Raw genomic sequence first — 21880 nt, 5'->3', positions numbered from 1 at the left:
CAAAAAAAGCCCCCAGAAGCTTTCTGGGGGCTTTTTTTGTGGATAAGTTGCTGTATGTGGCTAATCCTACGCATAACGATGACTTCGCCATCCATCAAATCTGACGCTGCGGCTGGGAACGGACGTTTTGCTGGCGGGACAACAGAATCAGGGGATTAAGCACTTTCTTGCGTCCGATGAGCACACTTCAGCCCATATTTGCCCCCCAGCGTATTGCCTTGCTTGGTGCCGGCCGTGTGGCTAGCCTACTAGGTCCCGCGTTGCTACAAGCTGGCCACCAGGTCGTCTCGGTTTGGAGCCGAACGGCAGTTAGCGCCCAAAGCCTGGCTGCCCAACTATCCGGCGCAGTGGTTAGCCCCAGCCTCGATTTCAGGACTCAGCCGCCCGCCGATTTATACCTGCTTTCAGTACCCGACGCGGCTGTACCGGAGGTATTGGCCGGGGCTAATTTCCCGGCTGGTGCTTTGATAGCTCATACGGCGGGTGCTTTGCCACTGAGTTTGTTTGAGGCTTACCCTAAAGTGCGAGGCGGTGTTTTTTATCCGTTGCAAACTTTTAGTCCCGGCCGCGTGATAGACTGGGCAACCGTACCGCTTTGTATTGAAGCTGCCGATGAAACCGGGCAAACAGTGTTGATGGCCTTGGGACATAGTCTGAGCAATTTGGTGCAGCCGGTGGCTACTCTTCAACGCCAGCGCCTACACGTAGCGGCCGTATTTGCCAGCAACTTTACCAATCACCTGCTAGGCATCAGCCATGCCTTACTATCAGAGGCGAACCTGCCTTTTGAGCTACTGGCGCCCTTACTGCGCGAAACCGTGGAAAAAGCCATAGCTGCCCCGCCTTTCAGCGTGCAAACCGGGCCCGCTGCCCGCCGTGATGTGCCTACGCTGGTTCGCCATCAGGCGGAGCTAACCGCTCATCCGGCCTGGCTGGCTTTGTATAAGTCGTTGAGCGACAGTATTCAGCAACAATTGCCCTTCGTGGTGCCAAACAACGAGACAGAGTTGTAGCTTTGATAAGGGAGCGGTGGTGCGTACCTTCGTGCCCGCAATTGCCCCCCAGAACCCTACTTTGTGAATACCATTAACATCACCTTCCAGTTTCAGGATGGCCAGCCCGCGCAGACTCACGTAGCAGCCCAAGGCGAGTCGGTGCTGGACGTGGCCCTCAACAACGACATTCAGCTTCAGCACAACTGCGGCGGTGTGTGCGGTTGCAGCACCTGCCACGTATACGTGCTCCAGGGCGAAGATGAGCTACCCGAAATTTCTGATAAAGAGGAGGATTTCATCGACCGCGCCGTAAATCCACGCATCAACTCTCGCCTGGCTTGCCAGTGCGTAGTGCAGGCCGAGGGCAACGATCTGGTTATCCTTATTCCACCCCAGGATTTCCTGGGCCACTAAGGCTACGTTTGAAAGTTGGGAGAAAAAGCGCCAGCAAGCCGAAAACTGCAATAAGTCAGGTGAAGCCAGCTTTTTATATTCTCAACTCGTAAACTTTCGCCTGTCAACCCTCTGAACTTTTCAACGCCCAGATATGAATCATTTCGAGCCCCCCATTAAGTGGAGCGACCACGAGGATATCGCCATTGCACTCTATGAAAAGTTTGGCGATGACTTCACGGAGGCAAAAATTTACCGCATCCGCTTCACCGAACTGCTGGAATGGGTGCTCACATTGCCTAACTTCGAGGGCACCCGCGAACAAGCCAACGAAGGCCACCTGGAGCAGATTCAGGCTAAGTGGGTGTACGAATGGCGTGATAATCAATAAATACTCTATATGGTTAAATGGCTGGAGGTTAAATGGTTAATTGTTCTGATGCCCGAACGATCAGCCATTTAACCTCCGTCCATTTAACCATTCTTATTATACGATGGATACAACCATTACTCCTTCTAAATTGCTTGCTATTCAGGCTTTTATACTTGACGTAGACGGCGTGCTTACCGATGGCACCATGCTGGCCCTTAACTCGGGCGAGCAGGCGCGGGCTTTCCACATCCGCGACGGCTATGCTATTCGGTATGCCTTGACTAAAGGCTACCGGATCGTGGTTATTTCGGGCCGAGAGGAAGAAGGGGTCCGCAAGCGCTTGGAATCGTTGGACGTGCGCGACATCTATCTGGGCGTGGATGATAAGATGAAAATCTTTAACACCTACATCAACCTGCACCGCCTCGACCCGGCCCACATTGCCTACATGGGCGACGACCGGCCCGACGTGGAAGTGATGCGCCGGTGCGCCATCGCCGCCTGTCCTGCCGATGCCGCCACCGACGTGCGCGACATCAGCAACTACGTGTCGGGGCTACCCGGTGGCCACGGTGCCGTCCGCGAGCTGATCGAAGCCGTGATGCGAGCTCAGCAAACCTGGTAGTGCCTAGAAATGCAGGCGTTACGGCTGAGTAAGGGGGCAGTTATTTAGTTTGGACTATTGGTGGGGGCGAGTTGTGTTTTTCTAAAATCCATTTATATTTACCCCATCATCCATTCAACCCATTTTTTATTTTTTGCATGAAAACAGGAACCGTAAAATTCTTTAATGAGTCGAAGGGCTACGGCTTCATTACAGATGACAATACGAAGGAAGACTTCTTCGTACACATTACCGGTCTTAACGGGGGCCAAATCCAACAGAACGACCGCGTTGAGTTCGAAACGCAGGAAGGCCGCAAAGGAGTAAATGCGGTAAACGTAAAGCGCGTGTAGGTTTTCCTACTTGAATTTTACTTTCCAGAAAGCCTCTTCCTTTATGAAGAGGCTTTCTTTTTGAGTGCTTGGGGGAGATATTTGCCGGTTTACTTTGTGGGGGGCATTTTACTGGGCCTCTCTGTTTTTCTAGTTATGCAGTCTTCCGCTGGGTCCGCCGCATTTGCATCCGCACCAGGGGCTACTGAGCCGCGTGGGTGGCGTCCGGTCATGCGGCTGGTGCGCCTGCCCAACCTGCTGCTCATGGGGCTGTGTCTGCTGCTGGTGCGGGCCTGCCTGCTCCCGTCGCCGCTGCCGCTCCTCACGTCCTCATTTGGCTTACTTATCTTGGCTTCTTTGTGCGTAGCGGCCGCCGGCTATATCATCAATGATTACTACGACGTCAAGATAGATAGCATCAACCGGCCCGGGCGGCTGGTAGTCGGGCGCGTCGTTAACCGCCGCCATGCGATGATGGCGCACCTGGTGCTAACCGGAATCGGCGTGTTGGTGGCCGGGGCGCTGTCGCCGCTATTGGGGCTGGTGCATGTGGGCTCGGCGCTGCTGCTGTGGGGCTATTCAGCTCGGTTTAAGCGGTTGCCGTTGGTAGGCAACCTGAGCATTGCCACGCTCACAGGCGCTTTGGTGCTGCTACCGGAACTGCAACTACGCACTGGCCAATCGGAAGTATGGGTGTACGCATTGGCTGCTTTCCTGCTCACAGTAGTTCGCGAAATCATTAAGGATGTGGAGGATATGCGCGGCGATGCCGCGCACAAATGCCTGACGCTTCCCATTGTGTGGGGCGTGGCGCGCACCAAGTGGGTAGCTGGGTTCTTTCTCCTAAACTTACTGGTGCTGATTGGCGCGGCCAGCGGGCAGGCCTTGTTTTTTGGGCAAGCTCAATGGCTCGGCTCATGGTTGGTGCTTACTGTATTCGTGCCATTGCTGGGGCTGTCGTGGCGCCTGTTGCGCGCCGATCGCCGGCTGCATTTTACCACGCTGAGTGCTTGGTGCAAGTGGATTATGCTCGCGGGTGTGCTTTCTATGCTGTGGATGGCGGGCGGCATCTAAAACCGTTTGGCTAGCTAAACCGTTAGCGTTGAAAACTGAATGCCTTTTACTACCTTTTGGGTGGGTTTGTGCTGGAGCTCGGTTTATCCATACTTTCTACCAAGCCATTTTATGCGCTTCCTCTATTCGCTGCTGACTCTGAGTGTGTTGGCAGCCCCCGGCGCCTTCGCGCAAGTTACTACCCCCACCGATTCAACTACTACCACCGCTCCGGCACCCGGCCTCAAACAGCCGCGCAAATCAGCCTTCGCTCCCAGCGATAAGCCCAGCTTTATTCCGGTGCCGATAGCCTTTTATCAGCAGGAAACAGGCTTTGCAGCTGGAGCAGCCATTCTGCCCGTGTGGCGCTTTGGTACCGATACCACAGTACGCAAGTCGAACGCGCGCCTGATTGCCTGGTTTAGCCAGGAAAAGCAAAGCACCATTCAGCTTACGCACACCATCTTTACGCCTGGCGAAAAGCTGTTCTTATCGGGCGAGCTGAGCCGCTACGACCAGAAGCTGTTCTACTACGGCGTGGGCAACGACAACAGAGAGGATGCCGAGTCGGATCTGGAGTTTAAGCTGATCGTTTTTGACGAGAAGGTAATGCCGCGCATCGCCCCCAATCTGTTTGTGGGTCTGCGCTACCGTCTCACCAGCCTGACGGATATAACGGCCCCCGGTACTGCCCGAGATGGCGGCACCAATTTTTTCCTGCGCGACAATTTCCGCATTTCCCCCGCGAGCGGGAGAATACGCTGATATCAGGTATCGGTCCTTCGCTGCTCTACGATGGTCGCGACAACGTGCTGGCCACCTACCGCGGCAACTTCGTGGATGCTCATGTGCTGGTGAATGGCGGCGCCTTGGGCAGCGACTTTAAGTTTACGCGCTACCAGCTGGATGCCCGCCACTTTCAGCCCTTGTTCGGCTCCAACAACACGATTCTGGCCCTGCAATACCTCACCCAGCTCCATACCGGCGACGTGCCATTTCGGGAAATGGGCGGCCTGGGGGCCAATTTGGGTGGCGCTATCTACAACAACGCCAACCTGATGCGCGGTCTTTACGAAACCCGCTTCCGCGACCGGCAGATGATGACCTTTCAAGCAGAGATTCGCCAGAAGCTGTTCTGGCGCATTGACGCGGCTGCTTTCATGAGCGCCGGACAGGTAGGATACAAGCTTTCTGATTACACGTTCGACGGTACCAAATTCGCGGGTGGTGGCGGTCTGCGCTTCCGCTTCAACCGCCGCGACCGCCTCAACGTCCGCCTTGACTATGCCGGCGGCACTGATACGGCACCGAGCATCTACTTCGCGGTAGGCGAGGCGTTTTAATACTTCTCTTCGGCCAAAAAAGCCCCCCAGCCGTTAATTCGGCTGGGGGCTTTTTAGTGAAATTCAACTGCCAGGAAGTTTAAGTGCGAAATCTAAATTGTTGATGTATCACGCATCTTCCGGCTCTACAGCTTGCTCTGATCTTTTTATAAGTCTGCCTGCTAGCTGTGTGGCCAGTTCTGCCACCGCCTAAACCATACCAGCCACTCGCATTCCGCCACCGGAAAGCCGCCTTCCCGACCCGACGCCGGAACTTGCGCCGCCGCTTCTGCGGGCGCTGGTAAGCCAGCCGTAGAAGCGGCAACAGACAAAACATGCGCTGAGAACTGTTCGGCCAGCATACACAACAGTAGGATAGACGTAGCTCAACTGTGGTGCGCGGTTACTGGTTTGGTGTGTATTGAAAAAAAGGCAGTTACAGTGAGGCGCTGGTGATAAGTAAAGGCGGTATCATAATTCCGTACCCCAAAGAATTTGGTGGGGGCAAAGGTGGTAGCCTACCTTCGTACTGTCATTCTTTTAGCCCAAACCCCTTTGCCATGCCAGCTCAGCCCATTCGCTCCGCGCTTATTTCTGTTTATTACAAAGACCGTTTGGAGCCGCTGATAGCGGTGCTGAAGCAGCACGGCGTGAAACTGTACTCTACGGGCGGAACACAGCAGTTTCTGGAGCAGCAAGGCGCTGAAGTAACCGCCGTAGAAAGCCTGACCGGCTTTCCCGCCGTATTCGGGGGCGCGTCAAAACGCTGCACCCAAAAGTGTTCGGTGGCATTTTGCAGCGCCGCCACGAAGCCGGCGACGCCCAGGAGGCCGAGCAGCACCAGATTCCGCCCATCGATCTGGTAATCGTGGATTTGTACCCGTTCGAGGAAACGGTAGCTTCGGGCGCGCCGGAGGCCGACGTGATCGAGAAAATTGACATTGGCGGCATTTCCTTGCTGCGGGCCGCTGCCAAAAACTTCCGTGACGTGCTCGTGGTCAGTGGCCGTGACCAGTACCAAGCTGTGACGGAGCTTCTCATGCAGAAGAGCTGCGCTACTGATCTGGAAGACCGGCGGCAGTACGCCGCGGCCGCTTTCGCTGCCACCTCGCACTACGACACCCAGATTTTCAATTACGTAAGCCAGGGAACCGACCTGGGGGGCAAATCTTTGCGCCTAAGTCGGCAGCCGGCCACGCCCCTGCGCTACGGCGAAAACCCGCATCAGGCCGGCACCTTCTACGGCGACTTATCTGCGCTTTTCGACCAACTGCATGGCAAGCAGCTGAGCTATAACAACTTAGTAGATGTAGACGCTGCCGTGGCTCTTATGGCTGAGTTTGAGGAAGGTCAGCCCGCCTGCGCCATTCTCAAGCATACCAATGCCTGCGGCGTAGCGCAAGCCCATTCGCTCCACGATGCCTACGCGCAAGCCCTGGCCTGCGACCCGGTATCGGCCTTCGGAGGCGTTATCATCGTGAATAAGCCCGTAGATGAGGCCACAGCCGAGGAGCTAAATAAGTTGTTTTTTGAGGTACTCATTGCCCCGGAGTTTGACAAGGCGGCGCTGCCCATCCTGCAGAGCAAGAAGAACCGCATTCTGCTACGCCAGAAGCCGGTAAAATTGCCCTCAAAGCAAATCAAAACCCTTCTCAACGGCATTGTGGAGCAGGATTTCGACCGCCAGACCGAAACCGCCGCTGACTTTAAGGTCGTAACAAAATCGGCTCCGACGCCTGAAGAAACCGAGGCACTGGTATTCGCGGCCAAAGTCTGCAAGCATACCAAGAGCAATACCATTGTACTGGCGCGGCCGGGCCAGTTGCTGGCTTCCGGCGTAGGCCAAACCTCGCGCGTAGATGCGCTAAAGCAGGCCATCGAAAAGGCCAAAGCGTTCGGCTTCGACCTGCAAGGCGCCGTCATGGCCTCCGACGCCTTCTTCCCCTTCCCCGACTGTGTGAAGATTGCCGGCCAGGCGGGCATCCGGGCAGTAGTGCAGCCGGGTGGTTCCATCAAAGATCAGGACAGCATTGCCGCCTGCGACCAGCTCGGTATGGCCATGGTGATGACGGGTGTGCGCCATTTCAAACATTAACTGTCTGGAATATAGAGCGTCATGTAATGTTTTCTGCGTGACGCTCAAGTAAGCATTACCAGGCCGCCAGGAATACTGGGGGCTTTTTTGCCACAATTCCGGCGGTCTTTTTTCGTTAGAGGGCCGGTTTGACTACGGGTGGTCTTAATTTTTACTGGTAGCGCTTCCGTCAAACTTCCGTACTTTTGCCCCCTATTTGCGTGGCGCAACCCGCGCATTATCTTCTAATTGCCGTAAAAATCAATGGGTTTTTTTAACTTCCTCACCAGCGATATTGCCATTGACCTGGGAACGGCCAATACCCTCATCATTCACAACGACAAAATCGTGGTGGATGAGCCGAGCATCATTGCCAAAGACCGCACAACCAATAAAGTAATTGCCGTGGGCCGGCAAGCGCAGCAAATGCACGAAAAGACCCACGACAACATTCGCACCATTCGGCCTTTGAAGGACGGCGTAATTGCCGATTTCCACGCCGCTGAGGAAATGATTAAGGGCATGATTAAGATGATTGACACGCGCAATCGTCTGTTTCAGCCCTCCCACCGCATGGTTATCTGCATTCCGTCGGGCATTACGGAAGTAGAGAAACGCGCCGTACGCGACTCCGCTGAGCACGCCGGGGCTAAGGAAGTTTGGATGATTCAGGAGCCGATGGCCGCCGCTATCGGTATTGGCATTGACGTGGAGCAGCCCGTAGGTTCCATGATTATCGACATCGGCGGCGGTACTACTGAAATCGCGGTAATTGCCCTTTCCGGTATCGTCTGCGACCAGTCAATCAAGACGGCCGGCGACGTATTCAATCAGGATATTCTGGATTATATGCGCCGTCAGCATAACCTGCTGATTGGTGAGCGCTCAGCCGAGAAAATCAAAATCGAAGTGGGCGCGGCCCTCACCGAGCTGGACATTACACCTCCCGACTACGAAATCCGGGGCCGCGACTTGATGACGGGTATTCCGAAGGTGATCAAAGTGACTTCTTCTGAAATTGCTATTGCCTTGGATAAGTCGGTGGCCAAAATTGAGGAAGCGGTACTGAAAGCCCTGGAAATTAGCCCCCCAGAGCTATCGGCCGACATTTACGACAACGGCATTCACCTTACCGGCGGCGGCGCATTGCTCCGTGGCCTCGATAAGCGCTTGGCAGCCAAAACCAAGCTCGCGATTCACATCGCCGAAGATCCGCTGCGCGCTGTAGTGCGCGGCACAGGGGCCACAATTAAGAACTTGCAGGGTTTCCGTAGTGTTCTTCTCTCGTAGGCAGCTAAACAAGTAAATGGCTGGGGGTTAAATGGTTGCTTGTTCTGCTTTTGAACAGCCAGTCATTTAGTCTCCAGCCTTTTGCTACGTTAAGCTCAACCATTTAACTCTTTGCTTCTTTTCCTGTGCGTAATCTTTTCACCTTCATTTTCCGCTACCGGGGCATCCTGGTGTTCGGGCTATTGGAGGTGCTGAGTCTGTATTTGTTGATTAGAAATAGCTCGTACCAGCGGGCCGCATTCTTCAATTCGGCCAATGCCTACGCCGGCCGGGTGCTGGAAATACGCACCCAGGTGCTGGATTATTTTCGGCTAGTCGACGTAAATCGGGGCTTGGTGGCCGAGAATGCAGCTTTGCGCCAGCAGCTGTACCGCCCCGACCTAGCCGGCCGCCTGCCCGATAGTCTCGCGCCCGTTGAGCCTTTGCGCCCGGCCCGCCGTGACTCCATCTTGTTAGGTCTGCGCCAGCTACCCGCCACCGATCCTGATTACCCACTCATTCCGGCCCGCGTGATAAGCAGCACCCGCCGGCGGGTGGATAACTATATAACCATCAATGCCGGCACTCGCGAGGGCGTGCGGCCGGGCATGGGCATACTATCTGCTGATGGCGTAGTGGGCCGGGTGAAAGTAGCCAGTGAGCATTATGCTACGGCCACCTCCGTATTGCATTCTAAAACAGTTATTTCAGCCAAGATAAAGCGCGACGGTACCGAAGGCGGTATTAAGTGGCTGGGCGACGACGCGGCCCACGTGCTCCTCGATCAGATTCCGCGGCAGAATGAGCTGATACGTGGCGATACCGTTCTGACTTCCGGCTACAATGCTGTATTTCCGGAGGGCGTGATGATTGGTACAATTGACGCCTTCAGCAAGGAGCCAGACAAGGATTTCTGGACGATACGCGTACGGCTGGCTGTGGACTTTTCGCGCCTCACCTACGTGTACGTGGTAAATAGCCGCCATAAAGCGGAGCGCGACACGCTGCAAGCCAGGGCCGGTGCTAAACCAGAGGAAGAAGACGAGATTCTAAAGCCATGAGAGAAGCCGGCGGACTAGTATTACACCTGATTTTGCTGGTGCTGTACGTGCTGCTGCACGTGCTGGTGGCCAGCAAGCTGGTGCTGTTTGATCTGGGTTGGTGCTTTTTTTACCTAGGCTTCTTGCTGTTTCTGCCCATTACCGCTCCTATTGTAGTGCAGCTGCTTCTGGGGTTTATGGTGGGCATCACCATGGATATATTTTACGATACGGGCGGGGTGCATGCCGCCGCCGCGGTACTGGTTATGTACCTAAGACCTTGGGTATTGCGCCTGCTTACGCCTCGCGACGGCTACGATTCCGATGACGCAGTAAATGTGCACCTGATGGGCTGGCAATGGTTTCTGGTTTACTTAATTTTGCTGGTGAGCATACACCATCTCGCCTTTTTTCTGCTTGAATTGGGCAGTTTTCAAATCATTGGTGTTACGCTAATTAAAGTGATAGTAAGCACCTTATTTACGGGCATTACGCTGCTGATTGTGCAGATGCTGTTCTTCCCGTCGCGAAGGCGCAGTAGGTAGGAGCCGGGGTGGGCCACTGGTCTTACGGACTAGACAGTGAGCCTTTGTGTTGTGTACCTTTGTAGACCCAGATACTAGGCTGGGGGCATTTTATCCAGTTTCTTTCGTGCAATACCTTGAAGGCCGTAAGTATGTGGTGCAGACCATTTTCGTGGTCGTGGCCCTGCTATTTGCGGCGCGCTTGTTTTACATTCAAGTGCTCGACGGCAGCTATAAGCTGGCCGCCGACCGCAACTCCTTGCAGCGCATCGTGCAGGTGCCTTATCGTGGCCTCATCTTCGACCGCAACGGGAAGCTGATAGTGCAAAACACGCCGGTATACGATCTGATGGTGGTGCCCCGCGAAATAAAACAGCTCGATACCGTCCGCTTGTGCGAGCTTCTCCAGATGCCAGTAGAGGAGTTTCGCCTCGCTCTAACAGCCGCCAAAACCTATTCGCGGGTAAAAGCCTCGCCTTTGATACAGAACCTGAGCACGCCGGAGCTGGCTGCTATTCAGGATAATCTGATCGATTTTCCGGGCTTCAGCATTAGGGCGCACATGGCCCGATCCTACAAAACGGAGAATCTGGCGCACGCCCTGGGCTATGTAGGAGCCATTACCCCTAAGCTGCTAGAAAGCCCCAAATACGCCAAATACATTGCAGGCGACAATCTGGGAATCACGGGCTTAGAGTCTTTCTACGAGAAGACGCTAATGGGGCGGCGCGGGGTGCAATATCGCATGGTGAATGTGCGCGGTATTGAGAAAGGCGCCTTCCGGGATGGGGAGTACGATACGCTTTCCGTGGCTGGACTAGACTTACACACCAGCATCGACAGCGAACTGCAACAATACGGGGAAATGCTCATGGCCCAGAAGCGGGGCTCCATCGTAGCTCTCGATCCTAAAACGGGCGAAATCCTTGCCTTCGTTTCGGCTCCAAACTTCGAGCCGGCTCGGCTCAGCGGCAAGGGCATGGGCAACCGCTATATGGACCTGCTCAATAACCCCGAGCGGCCGTTGTTCAACCGTCCCCTGATGGCAACTTACCCGCCAGGTTCAGTATTTAAGCTGGTAAACGAGCTGGTTGCGTTGCAAATGGGCGTGGTGACGCCTTACACGAGTTTTCCGTGCAACCAGCGGTTGGTGAAGTGTACGCACCGCCACGAGCCGCCCACCAATGTCGGCATTGCCATCAAGCAGAGCTGCAACCCGTATTTCTACCAGGTGATGCGTACCGCCATCATGCGTGGCCGCTCCAGCAACCCCAAGGAAGATGCTCGCCTGGGCCTGGCCGAGTGGCGCCGGCAGGTAATGTCATTCGGGCTGGGCCAGCAGCTAGGTGTCGATCTGGGTTCGGAGCGGAAGGGCTCTATTCCATCGCCGGAACTATACGACAAGATGTACGGCCGTCACGGCTGGAACTTTCGCACGATTTATTCCTTAAGCATCGGGCAGGGCGAAATCGGAATTACCGGTCTGCAGATGGCCAACATAATGGCCATTATTGCCAACCGCGGCTATTATTACACCCCTCATTTCGTGCGTGGTATTGGCCAGGGCGGCCCGCTGCCAGAGTATAGGGAGCGCCATTACACGAATATTGACCCCCAGCATTTCGACGCCATTATTCCGGGTATGCAGGCGGTGGTAGAAGGCCGCGGCGGCACCGGCAATCTGGCTAGTCTGGCCCAGTTCGGTATTTCGGTAGCGGGCAAAACAGGTACTGTACAAAATGCCCACGGCCCCGATCACGCCACTTTTGCTGCCTTCGCGCCCGCCGAGGATCCTCAAATCGCCATTGCTGTATTTATTGAGAATGCTGGTTTTGGGGGCACTTCTGCGGCTCCTATGGCTTCCCTGATGATCGAGAAATACCTGCGCCGCAAAGTTGAGCGCACGCAGTGGGAAACCTGGTTAGAGGGAGATGCTTCCAAGTTTATCCGAAAGCGTTGACGAAACCAGGAGATAGTCAGCGCCCGGTACAGTAGTTTTTGAATAGCCCAAAATGTCCTCTTCACCCGCCAGATATAGTCGCAGCCTCGATTGGGTAACCATCGGCATTTATGCCCTGATGGTGGGCTTGGGCTGGCTCAACGTGTACGCCGCCAGCTACTCACCCGATGCGCCCCTCGGTTTCGCTGGCCAGAGCTTCCAGGAGCTAATGGCCAATAACTGGTTTAAACAGATTATCTGGATCGGGACGGCCGTGGTGCTGATGGTCATTCTGGTCGTCGTCGACTACAAGGCCTACGATACGTTTGCCTACGTTTTCTACGCCGTGGTGGTCTTGCTGCTGCTCGTCACACTGTTCATCGCGCGGCCCATTGCTGGTTCGCGGTCGTGGCTGGAGCTGGGGCCGGTGCGCTTGCAGCCGGCCGAGTTTGCCAAATTTGCCACCGCCCTGGCCGTATCACGCTTTATGGCCGGCATCAATCTGCGTCATCAGAACTGGCGCGACCAAGCCGTGCTGGCCGGCATGACCCTTTTGCCGCCTTTGCTCATTATTGCCTCCAACGAAACCGGTCAGGCGCTCGTGTTCGGCGCGTTTCTGCTGGCTTACTTTCGCGAGGGTATGTCGCCGCTCATTCTCATCGTGCTGGCCGCCGCGGGCGTCATTCTGATTCTGGCTTTGTTGATTCCCAAACTCTGGCTTATCGGCGGAATCACCCTTATTCTGGGGGGCGTTTTTCTGGTCAATTCGCGGGTGATGCGCCACCATTTACCCTTGGCCCTGAGCGTGTGGGCGGTGGTAGTCGGGATGGTATTTGGCGTCGACTTTTTCTTTAATCAGGTGCTCCAGCCCCACCAGCGCAAACGCATCGAGGTGCTAATTAATCCGTCGGCCGACCCGCTGGGTGTGGGCTGGAACGTGACTCAATCCAAAATTGCCATCGGCTCGGGTGGACTGATGGGCAAAGGCTTTCTGGAAGGCACCCAAACCAAGTTCGACTTCGTACCCGAGCAAAGCACCGACTTTATTTTCTGTACCGTAGGCGAGGAGTGGGGCTGGATGGGCAGTATAGTAGTTATCATCCTGTTCATGGCTCTGCTGATGCGCCTGGTATACGTGGCGGAGCGTCAGAAATCGGTGTTTGGGCGAACTTACGGCTACTGCGTAGCCAGTATTTTCTTCTTCCACTTCGCCGTGAATGTGGGCATGACAATCGGTTTGGCGCCGGTGGTAGGTATTCCGCTGCCGCTGTTCAGCTACGGTGGCTCCTCGCTCTGGTCCTTTACCATTCTGCTGTTTATCATGCTGGCCATCGACGCCTACCGCAAGCAGGATTTGGTGCGCTAAATAGAAGCAGAGCTTTATAAATAATCATGCAGTGCACAAAAAAGGCCCCCAGCAATTTGCTGGGGGCCTTTTTTGTGCTTCTCTAACTCTACGCAAACTTGCGGTCAATGAGCTTCAGAAGCCGGCCGACGTGCTCTTCCTTGCGCGTCCAGTCGTATTTGGCGGCCAAGTCCTGCGTCACGTAGCGCTTGGCCGACTCAGGATCGTTGAAGGTATCGAGGTGCTGAATGGCGGTGTGATACTCCATGTTTTCCCCATTAAACAGCTCGTTGATAAAGCCAAACCGCTGATTAATAGAGATGGCCTCACGCAGAGATTCTACTTTGGGGGGTTTTTCGGCCAGTGTAGCCCCGGCTTTTTCCGGCCGCAGCGTTTCGCTGAGCGGGGCTGTAGCAGAGCGCTCCGCTTTTAGTTTTTCGTAGAGCGGTACACTGGTCGGGCTTGCTCCCGTCAGCGGACGGGCAGGCGCTACACTCGGTTCATGAGCTGGCTTGGGCACCGGGGCTGGTGTAGGTACAAAGGCGGGCGTGGGCACGAAAGTAGGTGCTGCTACCGACGGCTGGGGGGCATTTTGCACCGGAACAGGCGTCGGTGCCGGTGCTGCCGACACCGCAGCTGCTACAGGCTCGGCAGTACGCACGGGTTCTACCACGCGGGCGGGCTCTGCAACTCGCACAGGTTCTGCAGTCTGCGCAGGCTCCGCCTGTACAGGCGCAGGACGTGGCGCTTCCACAACGGGCACCGCGGGCGCGCGTACGGGGCCATCGGCCCATAAGTCAGCCTCAGTTAGCGGAAGCAAAGCGCTAAGCTCCGCTACCAGCCTTTCCATCAGCTGATGACCTTTGTATGTAGCCTCCTGGTGCAGCCGGAAGCGCTCCAGCAGAAAATCGCGCTCCAGCGGCGCATCTGGTGAGAGGCTGTCGACGAACTCCGCGAACAAGTCCTTATTCAGATCAAGATAACGCAAAGCATCACGCAGTTGGGCAGCCGTAGCGGTCGGTTGGTCGCCCAGCAGCTTCTCCTCAAACGTCAGCACCGGATCGGTCACTACCCCGAGCGTGTCGGCCACGGCCCGGGCTAATAAGGGCTCAAAAGCCCCCGCGTCAGCCGTATACGGCGCGAAAGCGTGTTCATAAACTGGGTGAGCGCCTGCCGCACGTCGGGCGCCTCAAAGTCGAAGTAGGGGCTGCGCAGCCGGCCCATTTCGGCGGTCCATTGGGCCAGCAGCTGCTGCACTACCAACAGATTTACCTGCCGGATAGGGGTGAAACGCAATACCGCCGGACCATCGAGTGTGGCAGTGGGTTGGGGGCCAAAATGCTGGTCGCAGAGGTGAGCGGCCAGCCGACGGCCGTAGTGTTCGCGCTTGGCGTGGCTATATTTGTCCTTCATTTTAGATCCTGATTCAATCGGCAATTTAAGGAAAGATGCCTAGTCTGACGGTGCAAAACTTGCCGGGCGCTGTAGTGGCGGTGCCCGCTGGCTCCACTTTGCTGGCGGCCCTGCATGCCGCCGGCCACGACTGGATGCACGCCTGTGGCGGCAAAGGCCGCTGCACCACCTGCCGTTTGGAGGTGCTTAGCGGCGCGGAAAACCTAACGCCCGATACCGATGCAGAATTGCGTTACCGTCGTGCCGGTCGTCTGCTGTCCCATGAGCGGCTCACGTGTCAAGCCCGTTTGCTTGAGGGTGAATTAACGGCCCGTGTGCCCGAGGCTACCAAGCTGCCGCACGTAACATACAGCTCCGAATAACGCTCAAGAATCGTATGCGGCAGCAAAGTTGAGAAGTGGGTAACGCACAGGTGCCTAGCGCTACGCGGAAGATATTTCCGGGGTGCCGTTCTTGAAGCTCCACGCTGAAACCCTTACTTTAGAGGTTTAAAGCAAAGCCAGATCATTCGCTGCTGGCTGTTCATAGTAAGACCTTATGTTTCTAGAACCCCGCGTCGGCACCAACCGCGAGGCTCCTCGCCGGGGCTGGATCGAGGTGGTGTGCGGCTCCATGTTTTCAGGCAAAACGGAGGAATTGATTCGTCGCTTAAACCGGGCCACTATTGCCCGGCAGCGCGTTGAAATCTTCAAGCCCGCTATTGATACCCGCTACCATGAGCACGATGTGGTATCGCACAACGCGAACAGCATTCGCTCGACGCCCGTGGCTTTGGCCCAGGAAATTCTGCTCATGACCAGCGGCTGCGATGTAGTAGGCATCGACGAAGCGCAGTTTTTCGACGAGTCGCTGGTGGAAGTGTGCGTGCAGCTTGCCAACCGGGGTACCCGCGTTATCGTGGCCGGCCTCGATATGGATTACGCCGGTAAGCCCTTTGGTCCGGTGCCCGCCCTTATGGCCGTGGCCGAATACGTAACCAAGGTACACGCCGTGTGCATGTGCTGCGGCGAGCTGGCTTCGTATTCATTCCGTATAGCAGCCTCCCAGGATAAGATTTTGCTCGGCGAAACTGATTCGTACGAAGCGCGTTGTCGCCCCTGCTTTTTGGAGGGAATGAAGGAAAAAAGCTCTCCAACGCGGGTTGCCGCCAGCCACGAATCTCTGTAGCCAGAACCAGCGTGGCTCCGGGCAAGGTCTGGGGGCTTTTTTGCCCTGCTACGTCGCAGCTACAAGTTAGACTTCGTGTTATCTCCAGTTTCCGCCAATGACCTACCTGCTCCGTACCTGCCGTTGGCTCAGCTTCGTTGCTGTCTGGCTTTGTAGCCTGACCTCGGCTGTTGCTCAGGGACCGGTAGGCTTTGGCGACTGGCAGCTGCATTTGCCCACCAACCAGGCCAAAGCGGTAACTGATGCGGATAAGCGGGTGTATGTGGCCACCGAAAATTCTTTCTTCTACTTCGATAAGGAGCTAAACACAACCCGTCTGCTTTCCCGCCGCGACGGGCTCAACGACGTAGGCGTCAGCACGGTAGCCTACGATTCGGTTAGTCAGCAACTGCTGATAGCCTATAACAGCGGCAACCTGGATGTACTGCGGGCCAATGGCTCTATTCAGAACATTACAGATATTCTGCGGGCCCAGATTACCCAAGCCAAAACCGTTAATCACATACATTTTAGTGGTCCCCGCGCTTATTTAGCATGTAGTATCGGCTTGGTCGTGCTCGATATGACGCGGCTGGAAGTGCGTGATACCTACGTCAATATCGGCCCGGGCGGGCAGGCGGTGCAAGTCTACGCCAGCACCGTGCTCCGCGACTCGGTATATGCTGCTACCTCAGCGGGCCTCCTGCGGGGCCGCCTGACAGATAACCTCGCCAACTTCCGCAACTGGACCATCGATCTGCCTGCGCGGGCTGGCAATCCGTTTCGTACGCTCGCCACCTACAATGAGAAAGTATACGCGGGGGCCAATGGCGACCAACTGTACCGATTTGTAGGCGGCCCCGGAGCAGGCAAAGGCTGGCAACCAGTAGCTGGCTTCGCTGGGGGCAATTTCGGCAGCTTACGGCCTCGCGGGCTGGATTGCTGGTAGTTGGGCTGGATAACCTGTCGGTACTCGACCACCCGGGCGGCACTATTCGGACCTATCGCAATGCGCTGCTGCGTGATACGCGGGCTGCTGCCCGCTCCCGCGATGGCGCGTTTTACGTGGCCGATTTTCAGAATGGTTTAGTAAAAACAACCGGTGCCCAGCAGTTTGAGAAATTCGTAACGAACGCGCCCGCCAGCGCCCGAGCGTTCAGTGTGTACAGCGATGCGCGCACGGGCATCACGAACGTCTTTAGCGGCGGTTTTTCCGACCGTTTTCTACAAAACGGCTCTTTCGGCGGCTTCTATGAATACAAGGAAGGGCAGTGGACCAACATCACGCCCCAAACGCTCCCCGACCGCACCCAATACCCTAATTTTCAGGACCCATCCCACGGCGTGCGCACCCCCGATGGCACGCTGTACATTGGCAGCTACGGCAATGGCATACTAGAATGGAAGGGCCCCGGTAGTTTTCGTCAGTTCACCTTTGGAAGCGGCAGCAACCCGTTAAGGACGGCGCTGGCTCCGCCTAAATTCCCTAACGTCGACCCGAACTACACTCGTATTACCGACCTGACTGCTGATGCGGAGGGGAACGTGTGGGTAGTGAACCGGCATGAGTTTGCGGGTGTGCCTGGCGTGCACATCTTTAATCCTGTAGCTACCACATGGCGCTCATTGCCATATTTTGCCGGAGTCGAGAACCTCAATGGCATTGTGCTCGACAATAATGGATACGTATGGCTGTCTACATCACGCCAGCCGACGGGCAATGGCGTTATTGCCTACGACGAAAACACGCGCACGCCGCGCTATTTCTCCACGGCCAACGGCCTGCCTTCCAACGATATCTATGATATGGTGAAGGACCGGCAAGGGAGTATCTGGGTGACAACCAGTGCGGGCGTGGCTGTGCTCACCGACCCTAGTCAGACCTTTGTAGCTGGTTCGGCGGAGGCATTTCTAAAGCCTGTTATTCAGCGCGGGCCACAAGCCAGCCTCAACTTTCCGGCGTTGAATAGCGATGTAGTGCGGTGCGTGGCCGTGGATGGCGCCAACCGCAAGTGGTTTGGCACCGATCGGGGCTTGTGGCTATTCACGGAGAGCGTGGATGAAGCGCTGCTCAATTTCACCACCGCCAACAGTCCGCTGCCTTCCAATCGTATTCTGGATGTGGCCGTGAACGACCGCACGGGGGAGGTATTTGTTGTAACGGATGCCGGGGTTGTTTCTTATCGTGGGTCAGCCACCGTTACGGAAGGCAAGCCGGCGTGCGGCAAAGTATTCCCCAATCCGGTCCGCACCGATTTTACGGGTCAGGTAGGCATATCGGGGCTGGCCAATAACGCAGTCATCAAAATCACGGACGTAAGCGGCAAACTCGTTTACCAGACCCGCGCCAACGGCGGCACCCTCACCTGGAACCTAGCCGATTATAATGGCCGCAAAGTGCAGTCGGGAGTATACATGGTTTTGTCATCTGATGCTGATGGCAAAAACGCCTGCATAAGCAAAATAGCGGTGGTAGCGCGGTGATTTATTGCCGTGATTCGGTGTTAATTAATTATCGCCAAAAGCCAATTTAAAGGGTAAATACAAGAACGTGGTAGAGACGCGTATTCGCATCTAATCGTTGCTGACATTGTTTAGTTGGCGCAGTACCGGTCTTTCAACGATTAGACGCGAATACGCGTCTCTACTTCGTATAGCTAATAATACATAAAACAGAGAATGCTTATAAAAACGCGTGGCTTGGTTCTGAGCTACATTAAGTACCGCGAAACCAGCATTATTGCGCGGATATATACCGAGCGATTGGGTTTGCAGACCTACATTGTGAACGGTGTGCGCAAGGCCAAGCCGCCGGGGCGCATTGCCTTGTTCCAGCCTTTTACCCTGCTTGATTTGGTGGCCTACACCTCGCGGGCGGGCGGCATTACACGCTTATCAGAGTTTCGCTGCGCCGAGCAGTTTGCCAGCATTCCTTATGATGTGCGCAAGGGCAGTGTCGTGCTGTTTTTGTCGGAAGTGGTGAGCCGTACTGTGTTTGAGGAAGAAGAAAACGAGCCTTTGTTCACTTTTCTCCACGATTCTATTCTGGCTTTTGATAAGCAAACCACTGGCTACGAGAACTTTGCTCTCGTGTTCTTGCTTCAGCTGGCGTCTTATTTGGGCTTCGGCATCCTGTCTGGTGAGCAGGTAACGACTCAGGTTGCTTTCGCTGGGGAAGCCAGCAACCCCGCCACGAGCAGCAGCGGCCCCACGATACTGCGTTTCCGTGAGTTCGACCATTACTTCGACGAGTTGCTCCGCGACCCCGCCACGGCTACCGTGCCCAATGGACGTGTCCGCCGCGAACTGCTGGCTGTACTCATTCGCTACTATCAGCTCCACATCGAAAAGCTCGGCGACATTCGGTCTCTGGCCGTGCTGTCGGAGGTGCTGGGAGAATAGCACCCTTTTTCCCATAAAAAAGCCCCCAGCGTCGCTGGGGGCTTTTTTATTTGTTGACTTTCACCATTTCCAGTTCGAATATCAGATCGGTATTCGGGGAATAAGGTAGCGGCTGTCATCGTCGGGGTTGCGGGCACCTTTAGCCCCGTAGGCCAGCGCGGCGGGTATCCAGACGCGGGCCCGGCTCCCGGCAGGTAATAGCTGCAACACTTCCTCCCAGCCTTTGATCACTTCGCCACGACCCACGCGGCAGCGCAACGGGCGCCCATCCGAAGCCGATGAGTCGAAGAGCTTGCCATTGGGCAAAAAGCCCGTGTAGTTCACCGTCACCTTATCGCCCACCTTGGCGGTAGCACCTTTGCCGGGCTGATGAATGTAGTAGCGCACGCCAGAAGCCGTGCGAACTGTATCGGCCGGCGCTTGGGCCTGGCTACGCCCTGCACTGCTTAAAAGCAGGATAAGCAGCGCCAAGCGCCAATAGCGAAGTGGGGTGGTGGGCTTTTTCACCGAATTTCGGTGATTTCGACGTCGAAAATGAGCACTTGGTTGGGCAGGATATCATACGAGCCGGTCGCGTTTTGCTTGCCGGTTGGCCCGTAGGCTAAGTAGGAGGGAATAATCAGCATTTTGCGGTCGCCTTTCTTCATTTCCACGAAGGCCTGATCCCAGCCTTTAATTACTTCGCCGCTTCCGATCAGAAACTCGCCACAGTCACACGGAATACGGCGGTCGAAGGAGCTGTCGAACACAACGCCATTTTCCAGAAACGTACCCCGATATTTCACCGCTACCCGGTTGCCGGCCTTTACCTGCGGACCAGTGCCGTTTACAATCGGAATCATAAACAGGCCCGAAGGCATGCGAGTGAATTCCGTAATGTTATTGCTGGTCAGGTAAGCCTGAATCTTGATCTCGTCTTTTCCCTTATATTCTTCTTCCTGCGCACGCAGCCGCTTAGCGTATTTTTCCGTTTCGGTATCGCCGCAGGCAGCCAAAAAGGGCCCAACAGCCAGTAACAGCAATAACAGGCGGTTAAGCAAAGGGTAATTGGAAAAAGTCTTCATCATCGTATCGCCTTTGTGTTTAGAAGTAGCCAGCTAAGCTTATAACGTATTGCCGCACCTGATTATTTAACGCTCACCAGCTCCACATCGAAGCGCAGTACTGCGTTTGGCGGAATAGATCCACCAGCCCCGCGCGGACCATAAGCCTGAGCTGAAGGAATCAGCAGAATAGCCTTGCCACCTTGGTTCATCAGCGCGATGCCTTCATCCCAGCCAGCAATAACTTGACCTACACCCAGTTGAAAATCAATTGGTTTGCCGCGCTTCACGGAGTTGTCGAACTCCTGGCCGTTGAGTAAAGTGCCCACATAATGCACGGATACCGTTTGTCCGGGCTTAGCCTTTGCACCTGTTCCTTCTACCGTCGGCACATAGTACAGCCCCGACTCCTGACGCTGCGCGCCGGCAATATTATTCTGCGCTATGTATTCCTGAATGATTTTCTCATCCTCCTGTACATAGTCGGTTTCTTTCTCGCAAGCCGTGAGCAGCGGTACGCTGGCCAGCAACAGAATGGCGAGTCGGGAGAAGAGGGAGCGCTTGAGCAACTGAATCATAAAGGCAAAAAATGGATGATAAAAAAAGCCGTCGTGGCCGGCCCAAAGGCCCGCGCACGACGGCTGGGGGGCTTTTTACTTTACGTCGACCAGCTCTACATCGAAGCGGAGCACGGCATCAGCGGGAATGTCGGCGCCCGCACCGCGCTGGCCGTAGCCGAGCGTAGAAGGAATGAGCAGCGTAGCCTGGGTGCCTTTGTTGAGCAGGGCAATACCCTGGTCCCAACCTGGAATCACCTGACCTACGCCCAACGGAAACTCAATTGGCTTACCGCCCTGCTTCTCCGACGAGTCGAATACTTTGCCGTCGAGCAGTGAGCCTTTGTAGGTCACGGCCACGGTCTGGCCCTGCTTGGGCTTAGCGCCGGTACCGGCCTTGTTTACTACGTAGTAGATGCCGGAAGGAGATTTCTCGGCCTTCAGGTTGTTCTTCTTGATGTAGTCCTGCAGGATGACGTCGTCTTTCTTGATTTGCTCTTCAGCATACGCCATCATTTTCTTCTGCTGCTCCTCCATCATCTTCTGCTGGTCGGCCATGGCCTCCTGCTCGCTCTGAAGCTTGTCGGCCTTCACGAACATGGTCATCGTGTTGCCGGCTTTCTTCATAAAAGGCGGTACGGGAGCCTTAAAAGACTTAGCGAAAATGGTGTCCACGTTGAAGCGGAACACGGCGCTGTCGCCGGGCTGAAGCAAAGAGAGCGCCTCTTCCAAGCCACCTTTTGTCTTCAGCTCTTCCAGCTTAATGCGCATCGGTACGCCCATTTGAGCTTTGCGCGAGTTGAAGAGGACCGAGTCTTTAGCGGTGCGATACTCTACGTTGAGGGCCAGAATCTTGCCCAAACGGTCTTTATAAGTTGGGTCGCCGGTGGGGGCTACTTCACGCTCGGAGTACTTGCCACCTTCGCTTTTGAAAAGTTTGTACTCAAAGCCGGATTTGGCCTTTGTGAAATCACCGCCGCCCTTGTTGCAGGAAGCGAGGCCCAAAATGCCGGCGGCAAGCGCCAAGCCCAGGAAATTGCGTTGAAAAAGCATGAA

The 21880-nt window shown here is 55.5% G+C and carries 25 protein-coding genes and 1 pseudogene; 19 read left to right on the top strand and 7 right to left on the bottom strand.

The annotated features are described in order from the left end of the window. Positions 1 to 176: 176 nt before the first annotated feature. The 8 genes from H9L05_RS04240 (at position 177) to H9L05_RS04205 (ending at position 5093) form a co-directional block, all read left to right on the top strand. Positions 177 to 1013 carry a Rossmann-like and DUF2520 domain-containing protein gene (locus H9L05_RS04240; protein WP_187733156.1) on the top strand — a complete coding sequence of 279 codons (837 nt, stop codon included), beginning with the start codon at positions 177 to 179 and terminating at the stop codon, positions 1011 to 1013. Between the two features lie 63 nt (positions 1014 to 1076). Continuing rightward, positions 1077 to 1409 carry a 2Fe-2S iron-sulfur cluster-binding protein gene (locus tag H9L05_RS04235; RefSeq protein WP_166075151.1) on the top strand — a complete coding sequence of 111 codons (333 nt, stop codon included), beginning with the start codon at positions 1077 to 1079 and terminating at the stop codon, positions 1407 to 1409. Between the two features lie 133 nt (positions 1410 to 1542). After that, on the top strand, positions 1543 to 1779 hold the full coding sequence (gene iscX / locus H9L05_RS04230; RefSeq protein ID WP_133274108.1) for a Fe-S cluster assembly protein IscX: 237 nt from the start codon (positions 1543 to 1545) through the stop codon (positions 1777 to 1779). Between the two features lie 103 nt (positions 1780 to 1882). Continuing rightward, on the top strand, positions 1883 to 2386 hold the full coding sequence (locus tag H9L05_RS04225) for a KdsC family phosphatase (RefSeq protein ID WP_187733155.1): 504 nt from the start codon (positions 1883 to 1885) through the stop codon (positions 2384 to 2386). Between the two features lie 137 nt (positions 2387 to 2523). Continuing rightward, on the top strand, positions 2524 to 2718 hold the full coding sequence (locus tag H9L05_RS04220) for a cold-shock protein (protein WP_133274106.1): 195 nt from the start codon (positions 2524 to 2526) through the stop codon (positions 2716 to 2718). A gap of 135 nt (positions 2719 to 2853) precedes the next feature. Next, positions 2854 to 3771 (top strand): geranylgeranylglycerol-phosphate geranylgeranyltransferase, encoded by a 918-nt coding sequence (locus H9L05_RS04215; protein WP_187733154.1) that lies wholly within the window; start codon positions 2854 to 2856, stop codon positions 3769 to 3771. A 111-nt stretch (positions 3772 to 3882) separates the two neighbouring features. Next, a complete protein-coding gene (locus tag H9L05_RS04210) occupies positions 3883 to 4515 on the top strand; it encodes a hypothetical protein (RefSeq protein WP_187733153.1) in 633 nt (210 codons plus the stop codon). After that, on the top strand, positions 4512 to 5093 hold the full coding sequence (locus H9L05_RS04205; protein WP_187734179.1) for a BamA/TamA family outer membrane protein: 582 nt from the start codon (positions 4512 to 4514) through the stop codon (positions 5091 to 5093). The genes H9L05_RS04210 and H9L05_RS04205 overlap by 4 nt, the downstream gene beginning before the upstream one ends. A 161-nt stretch (positions 5094 to 5254) precedes the next feature. On the opposite strand, the gene H9L05_RS04200 is transcribed toward H9L05_RS04205, so the two are convergent. After that, on the bottom strand, positions 5255 to 5434 hold the full coding sequence (locus H9L05_RS04200; protein ID WP_187733152.1) for a hypothetical protein: 180 nt from the start codon (positions 5432 to 5434) through the stop codon (positions 5255 to 5257). 198 nt (positions 5435 to 5632) lie between these two features. Between H9L05_RS04200 and purH the strand changes: the two are divergent. The 6 genes and pseudogenes from purH (at position 5633) to rodA (ending at position 13284) form a co-directional block, all read left to right on the top strand. Beyond that, a pseudogene (purH, locus tag H9L05_RS04195) lies at positions 5633 to 7167 on the top strand (bifunctional phosphoribosylaminoimidazolecarboxamide formyltransferase/IMP cyclohydrolase). Positions 7168 to 7410: 243 nt separating this feature from the next. Further along, positions 7411 to 8436 carry a rod shape-determining protein gene (locus tag H9L05_RS04190; RefSeq protein WP_166074171.1) on the top strand — a complete coding sequence of 342 codons (1026 nt, stop codon included), beginning with the start codon at positions 7411 to 7413 and terminating at the stop codon, positions 8434 to 8436. Positions 8437 to 8561: 125 nt separating this feature from the next. Beyond that, the gene (mreC, locus tag H9L05_RS04185) at positions 8562 to 9476 is read left to right on the top strand and encodes a rod shape-determining protein MreC (RefSeq protein WP_187733151.1); all 915 of its coding nucleotides are present in this window, start codon (positions 8562 to 8564) and stop codon (positions 9474 to 9476) included. Continuing rightward, entirely contained in the window at positions 9473 to 10000 is a 528-nt protein-coding gene (locus H9L05_RS04180; protein ID WP_187733150.1) for a hypothetical protein, read from the top strand. Before mreC ends, H9L05_RS04180 begins: the two co-directional genes overlap by 4 nt. 106 nt (positions 10001 to 10106) lie before the next feature. Then, a complete protein-coding gene (mrdA, locus tag H9L05_RS04175; protein ID WP_187733149.1) occupies positions 10107 to 11939 on the top strand; it encodes a penicillin-binding protein 2 in 1833 nt (610 codons plus the stop codon). A 52-nt stretch (positions 11940 to 11991) separates the two neighbouring features. Beyond that, complete coding sequence (gene rodA, locus H9L05_RS04170; RefSeq protein WP_187733148.1) at positions 11992 to 13284, top strand: rod shape-determining protein RodA; 1293 nt, start codon at positions 11992 to 11994, stop codon at positions 13282 to 13284. Between the two features lie 88 nt (positions 13285 to 13372). On the opposite strand, the gene H9L05_RS04165 is transcribed toward rodA, so the two are convergent. Together H9L05_RS04165 and H9L05_RS04160 are read right to left on the bottom strand one after the other, a co-directional pair. Beyond that, a complete protein-coding gene (locus tag H9L05_RS04165; protein ID WP_187733147.1) occupies positions 13373 to 14353 on the bottom strand; it encodes a hypothetical protein in 981 nt (326 codons plus the stop codon). An 8-nt stretch (positions 14354 to 14361) separates the two neighbouring features. Next, positions 14362 to 14676 (bottom strand): hypothetical protein, encoded by a 315-nt coding sequence (locus tag H9L05_RS04160; RefSeq protein ID WP_187733146.1) that lies wholly within the window; start codon positions 14674 to 14676, stop codon positions 14362 to 14364. Between the two features lie 35 nt (positions 14677 to 14711). Here H9L05_RS04160 and H9L05_RS04155 point away from each other — a divergent pair, with 35 nt between their 5' ends. The 5 genes from H9L05_RS04155 (at position 14712) to recO (ending at position 19224) form a co-directional block, all read left to right on the top strand. Further along, on the top strand, positions 14712 to 15038 hold the full coding sequence (locus H9L05_RS04155; RefSeq protein ID WP_187733145.1) for a 2Fe-2S iron-sulfur cluster-binding protein: 327 nt from the start codon (positions 14712 to 14714) through the stop codon (positions 15036 to 15038). Between the two features lie 175 nt (positions 15039 to 15213). Further along, positions 15214 to 15843, top strand: coding sequence for a thymidine kinase (locus H9L05_RS04150; RefSeq protein WP_187733144.1), 630 nt, complete (start codon positions 15214 to 15216; stop codon positions 15841 to 15843). A gap of 97 nt (positions 15844 to 15940) precedes the next feature. After that, positions 15941 to 16771 (top strand): PorZ beta-propeller-like domain-containing protein, encoded by an 831-nt coding sequence (locus tag H9L05_RS04145; protein ID WP_187733143.1) that lies wholly within the window; start codon positions 15941 to 15943, stop codon positions 16769 to 16771. After that, positions 16762 to 18306, top strand: coding sequence for a type IX secretion system anionic LPS delivery protein PorZ (porZ, locus tag H9L05_RS04140; protein ID WP_187733142.1), 1545 nt, complete (start codon positions 16762 to 16764; stop codon positions 18304 to 18306). The genes H9L05_RS04145 and porZ overlap by 10 nt, the downstream gene beginning before the upstream one ends. Before the next feature lie 195 nt (positions 18307 to 18501). Beyond that, positions 18502 to 19224 carry a DNA repair protein RecO gene (recO, locus tag H9L05_RS04135; RefSeq protein WP_187733141.1) on the top strand — a complete coding sequence of 241 codons (723 nt, stop codon included), beginning with the start codon at positions 18502 to 18504 and terminating at the stop codon, positions 19222 to 19224. A gap of 81 nt (positions 19225 to 19305) precedes the next feature. Here recO and H9L05_RS04130 read toward each other — a convergent pair whose 3' ends face one another. The 4 genes from H9L05_RS04130 to H9L05_RS04115 form a co-directional block, all read right to left on the bottom strand. Further along, positions 19306 to 19731: an FKBP-type peptidyl-prolyl cis-trans isomerase gene (locus H9L05_RS04130; protein WP_187733140.1), complete on the bottom strand. Its 426-nt coding sequence runs from the start codon at positions 19729 to 19731 to the stop codon at positions 19306 to 19308. Then, entirely contained in the window at positions 19728 to 20291 is a 564-nt protein-coding gene (locus H9L05_RS04125; RefSeq protein ID WP_187733139.1) for an FKBP-type peptidyl-prolyl cis-trans isomerase, read from the bottom strand. Before H9L05_RS04125 ends, H9L05_RS04130 begins: the two co-directional genes overlap by 4 nt. 59 nt (positions 20292 to 20350) lie before the next feature. After that, positions 20351 to 20845, bottom strand: coding sequence for an FKBP-type peptidyl-prolyl cis-trans isomerase (locus tag H9L05_RS04120; protein WP_187733138.1), 495 nt, complete (start codon positions 20843 to 20845; stop codon positions 20351 to 20353). 75 nt (positions 20846 to 20920) lie between these two features. Then, on the bottom strand, positions 20921 to 21877 hold the full coding sequence (locus H9L05_RS04115) for an FKBP-type peptidyl-prolyl cis-trans isomerase (protein ID WP_187733137.1): 957 nt from the start codon (positions 21875 to 21877) through the stop codon (positions 20921 to 20923). Positions 21878 to 21880 lie beyond the last annotated feature (3 nt).

Origin of the sequence: Hymenobacter qilianensis (genome assembly GCF_014489555.1) — a bacterium.
Lineage (GTDB): Bacteria > Bacteroidota > Bacteroidia > Cytophagales > Hymenobacteraceae > Hymenobacter > Hymenobacter qilianensis.
This window is presented reverse-complemented; position numbering and strand designations above follow the sequence as displayed.

Bases quoted from the DNA above. Each gene is read 5' to 3' on its own strand.
- H9L05_RS04240 (WP_187733156.1), top strand. From the start codon at position 177: ATGAGCACACTTCAGCCCATATTTGCCCCCCAGCGTATTGCCTTGCTT.
- iscX (WP_133274108.1), top strand. From the start codon at position 1,543: ATGAATCATTTCGAGCCCCCCATTAAGTGGAGCGACCACGAGGATATC.
- H9L05_RS04225 (WP_187733155.1), top strand. From the start codon at position 1,883: ATGGATACAACCATTACTCCTTCTAAATTGCTTGCTATTCAGGCTTTT.
- H9L05_RS04220 (WP_133274106.1), top strand. From the start codon at position 2,524: ATGAAAACAGGAACCGTAAAATTCTTTAATGAGTCGAAGGGCTACGGC.
- H9L05_RS04215 (WP_187733154.1), top strand. From the start codon at position 2,854: ATGCAGTCTTCCGCTGGGTCCGCCGCATTTGCATCCGCACCAGGGGCT.
- H9L05_RS04210 (WP_187733153.1), top strand. From the start codon at position 3,883: ATGCGCTTCCTCTATTCGCTGCTGACTCTGAGTGTGTTGGCAGCCCCC.
- H9L05_RS04200 (WP_187733152.1), bottom strand. From the start codon at position 5,434: ATGCTGGCCGAACAGTTCTCAGCGCATGTTTTGTCTGTTGCCGCTTCT.
- H9L05_RS04190 (WP_166074171.1), top strand. From the start codon at position 7,411: ATGGGTTTTTTTAACTTCCTCACCAGCGATATTGCCATTGACCTGGGA.
- H9L05_RS04180 (WP_187733150.1), top strand. From the start codon at position 9,473: ATGAGAGAAGCCGGCGGACTAGTATTACACCTGATTTTGCTGGTGCTG.
- rodA (WP_187733148.1), top strand. From the start codon at position 11,992: ATGTCCTCTTCACCCGCCAGATATAGTCGCAGCCTCGATTGGGTAACC.
- H9L05_RS04160 (WP_187733146.1), bottom strand. From the start codon at position 14,676: ATGAAGGACAAATATAGCCACGCCAAGCGCGAACACTACGGCCGTCGG.
- H9L05_RS04155 (WP_187733145.1), top strand. From the start codon at position 14,712: ATGCCTAGTCTGACGGTGCAAAACTTGCCGGGCGCTGTAGTGGCGGTG.
- H9L05_RS04150 (WP_187733144.1), top strand. From the start codon at position 15,214: ATGTTTCTAGAACCCCGCGTCGGCACCAACCGCGAGGCTCCTCGCCGG.
- H9L05_RS04145 (WP_187733143.1), top strand. From the start codon at position 15,941: ATGACCTACCTGCTCCGTACCTGCCGTTGGCTCAGCTTCGTTGCTGTC.
- recO (WP_187733141.1), top strand. From the start codon at position 18,502: ATGCTTATAAAAACGCGTGGCTTGGTTCTGAGCTACATTAAGTACCGC.
- H9L05_RS04125 (WP_187733139.1), bottom strand. From the start codon at position 20,291: ATGATGAAGACTTTTTCCAATTACCCTTTGCTTAACCGCCTGTTATTG.
- H9L05_RS04120 (WP_187733138.1), bottom strand. From the start codon at position 20,845: ATGATTCAGTTGCTCAAGCGCTCCCTCTTCTCCCGACTCGCCATTCTG.
- H9L05_RS04115 (WP_187733137.1), bottom strand. From the start codon at position 21,877: ATGCTTTTTCAACGCAATTTCCTGGGCTTGGCGCTTGCCGCCGGCATT.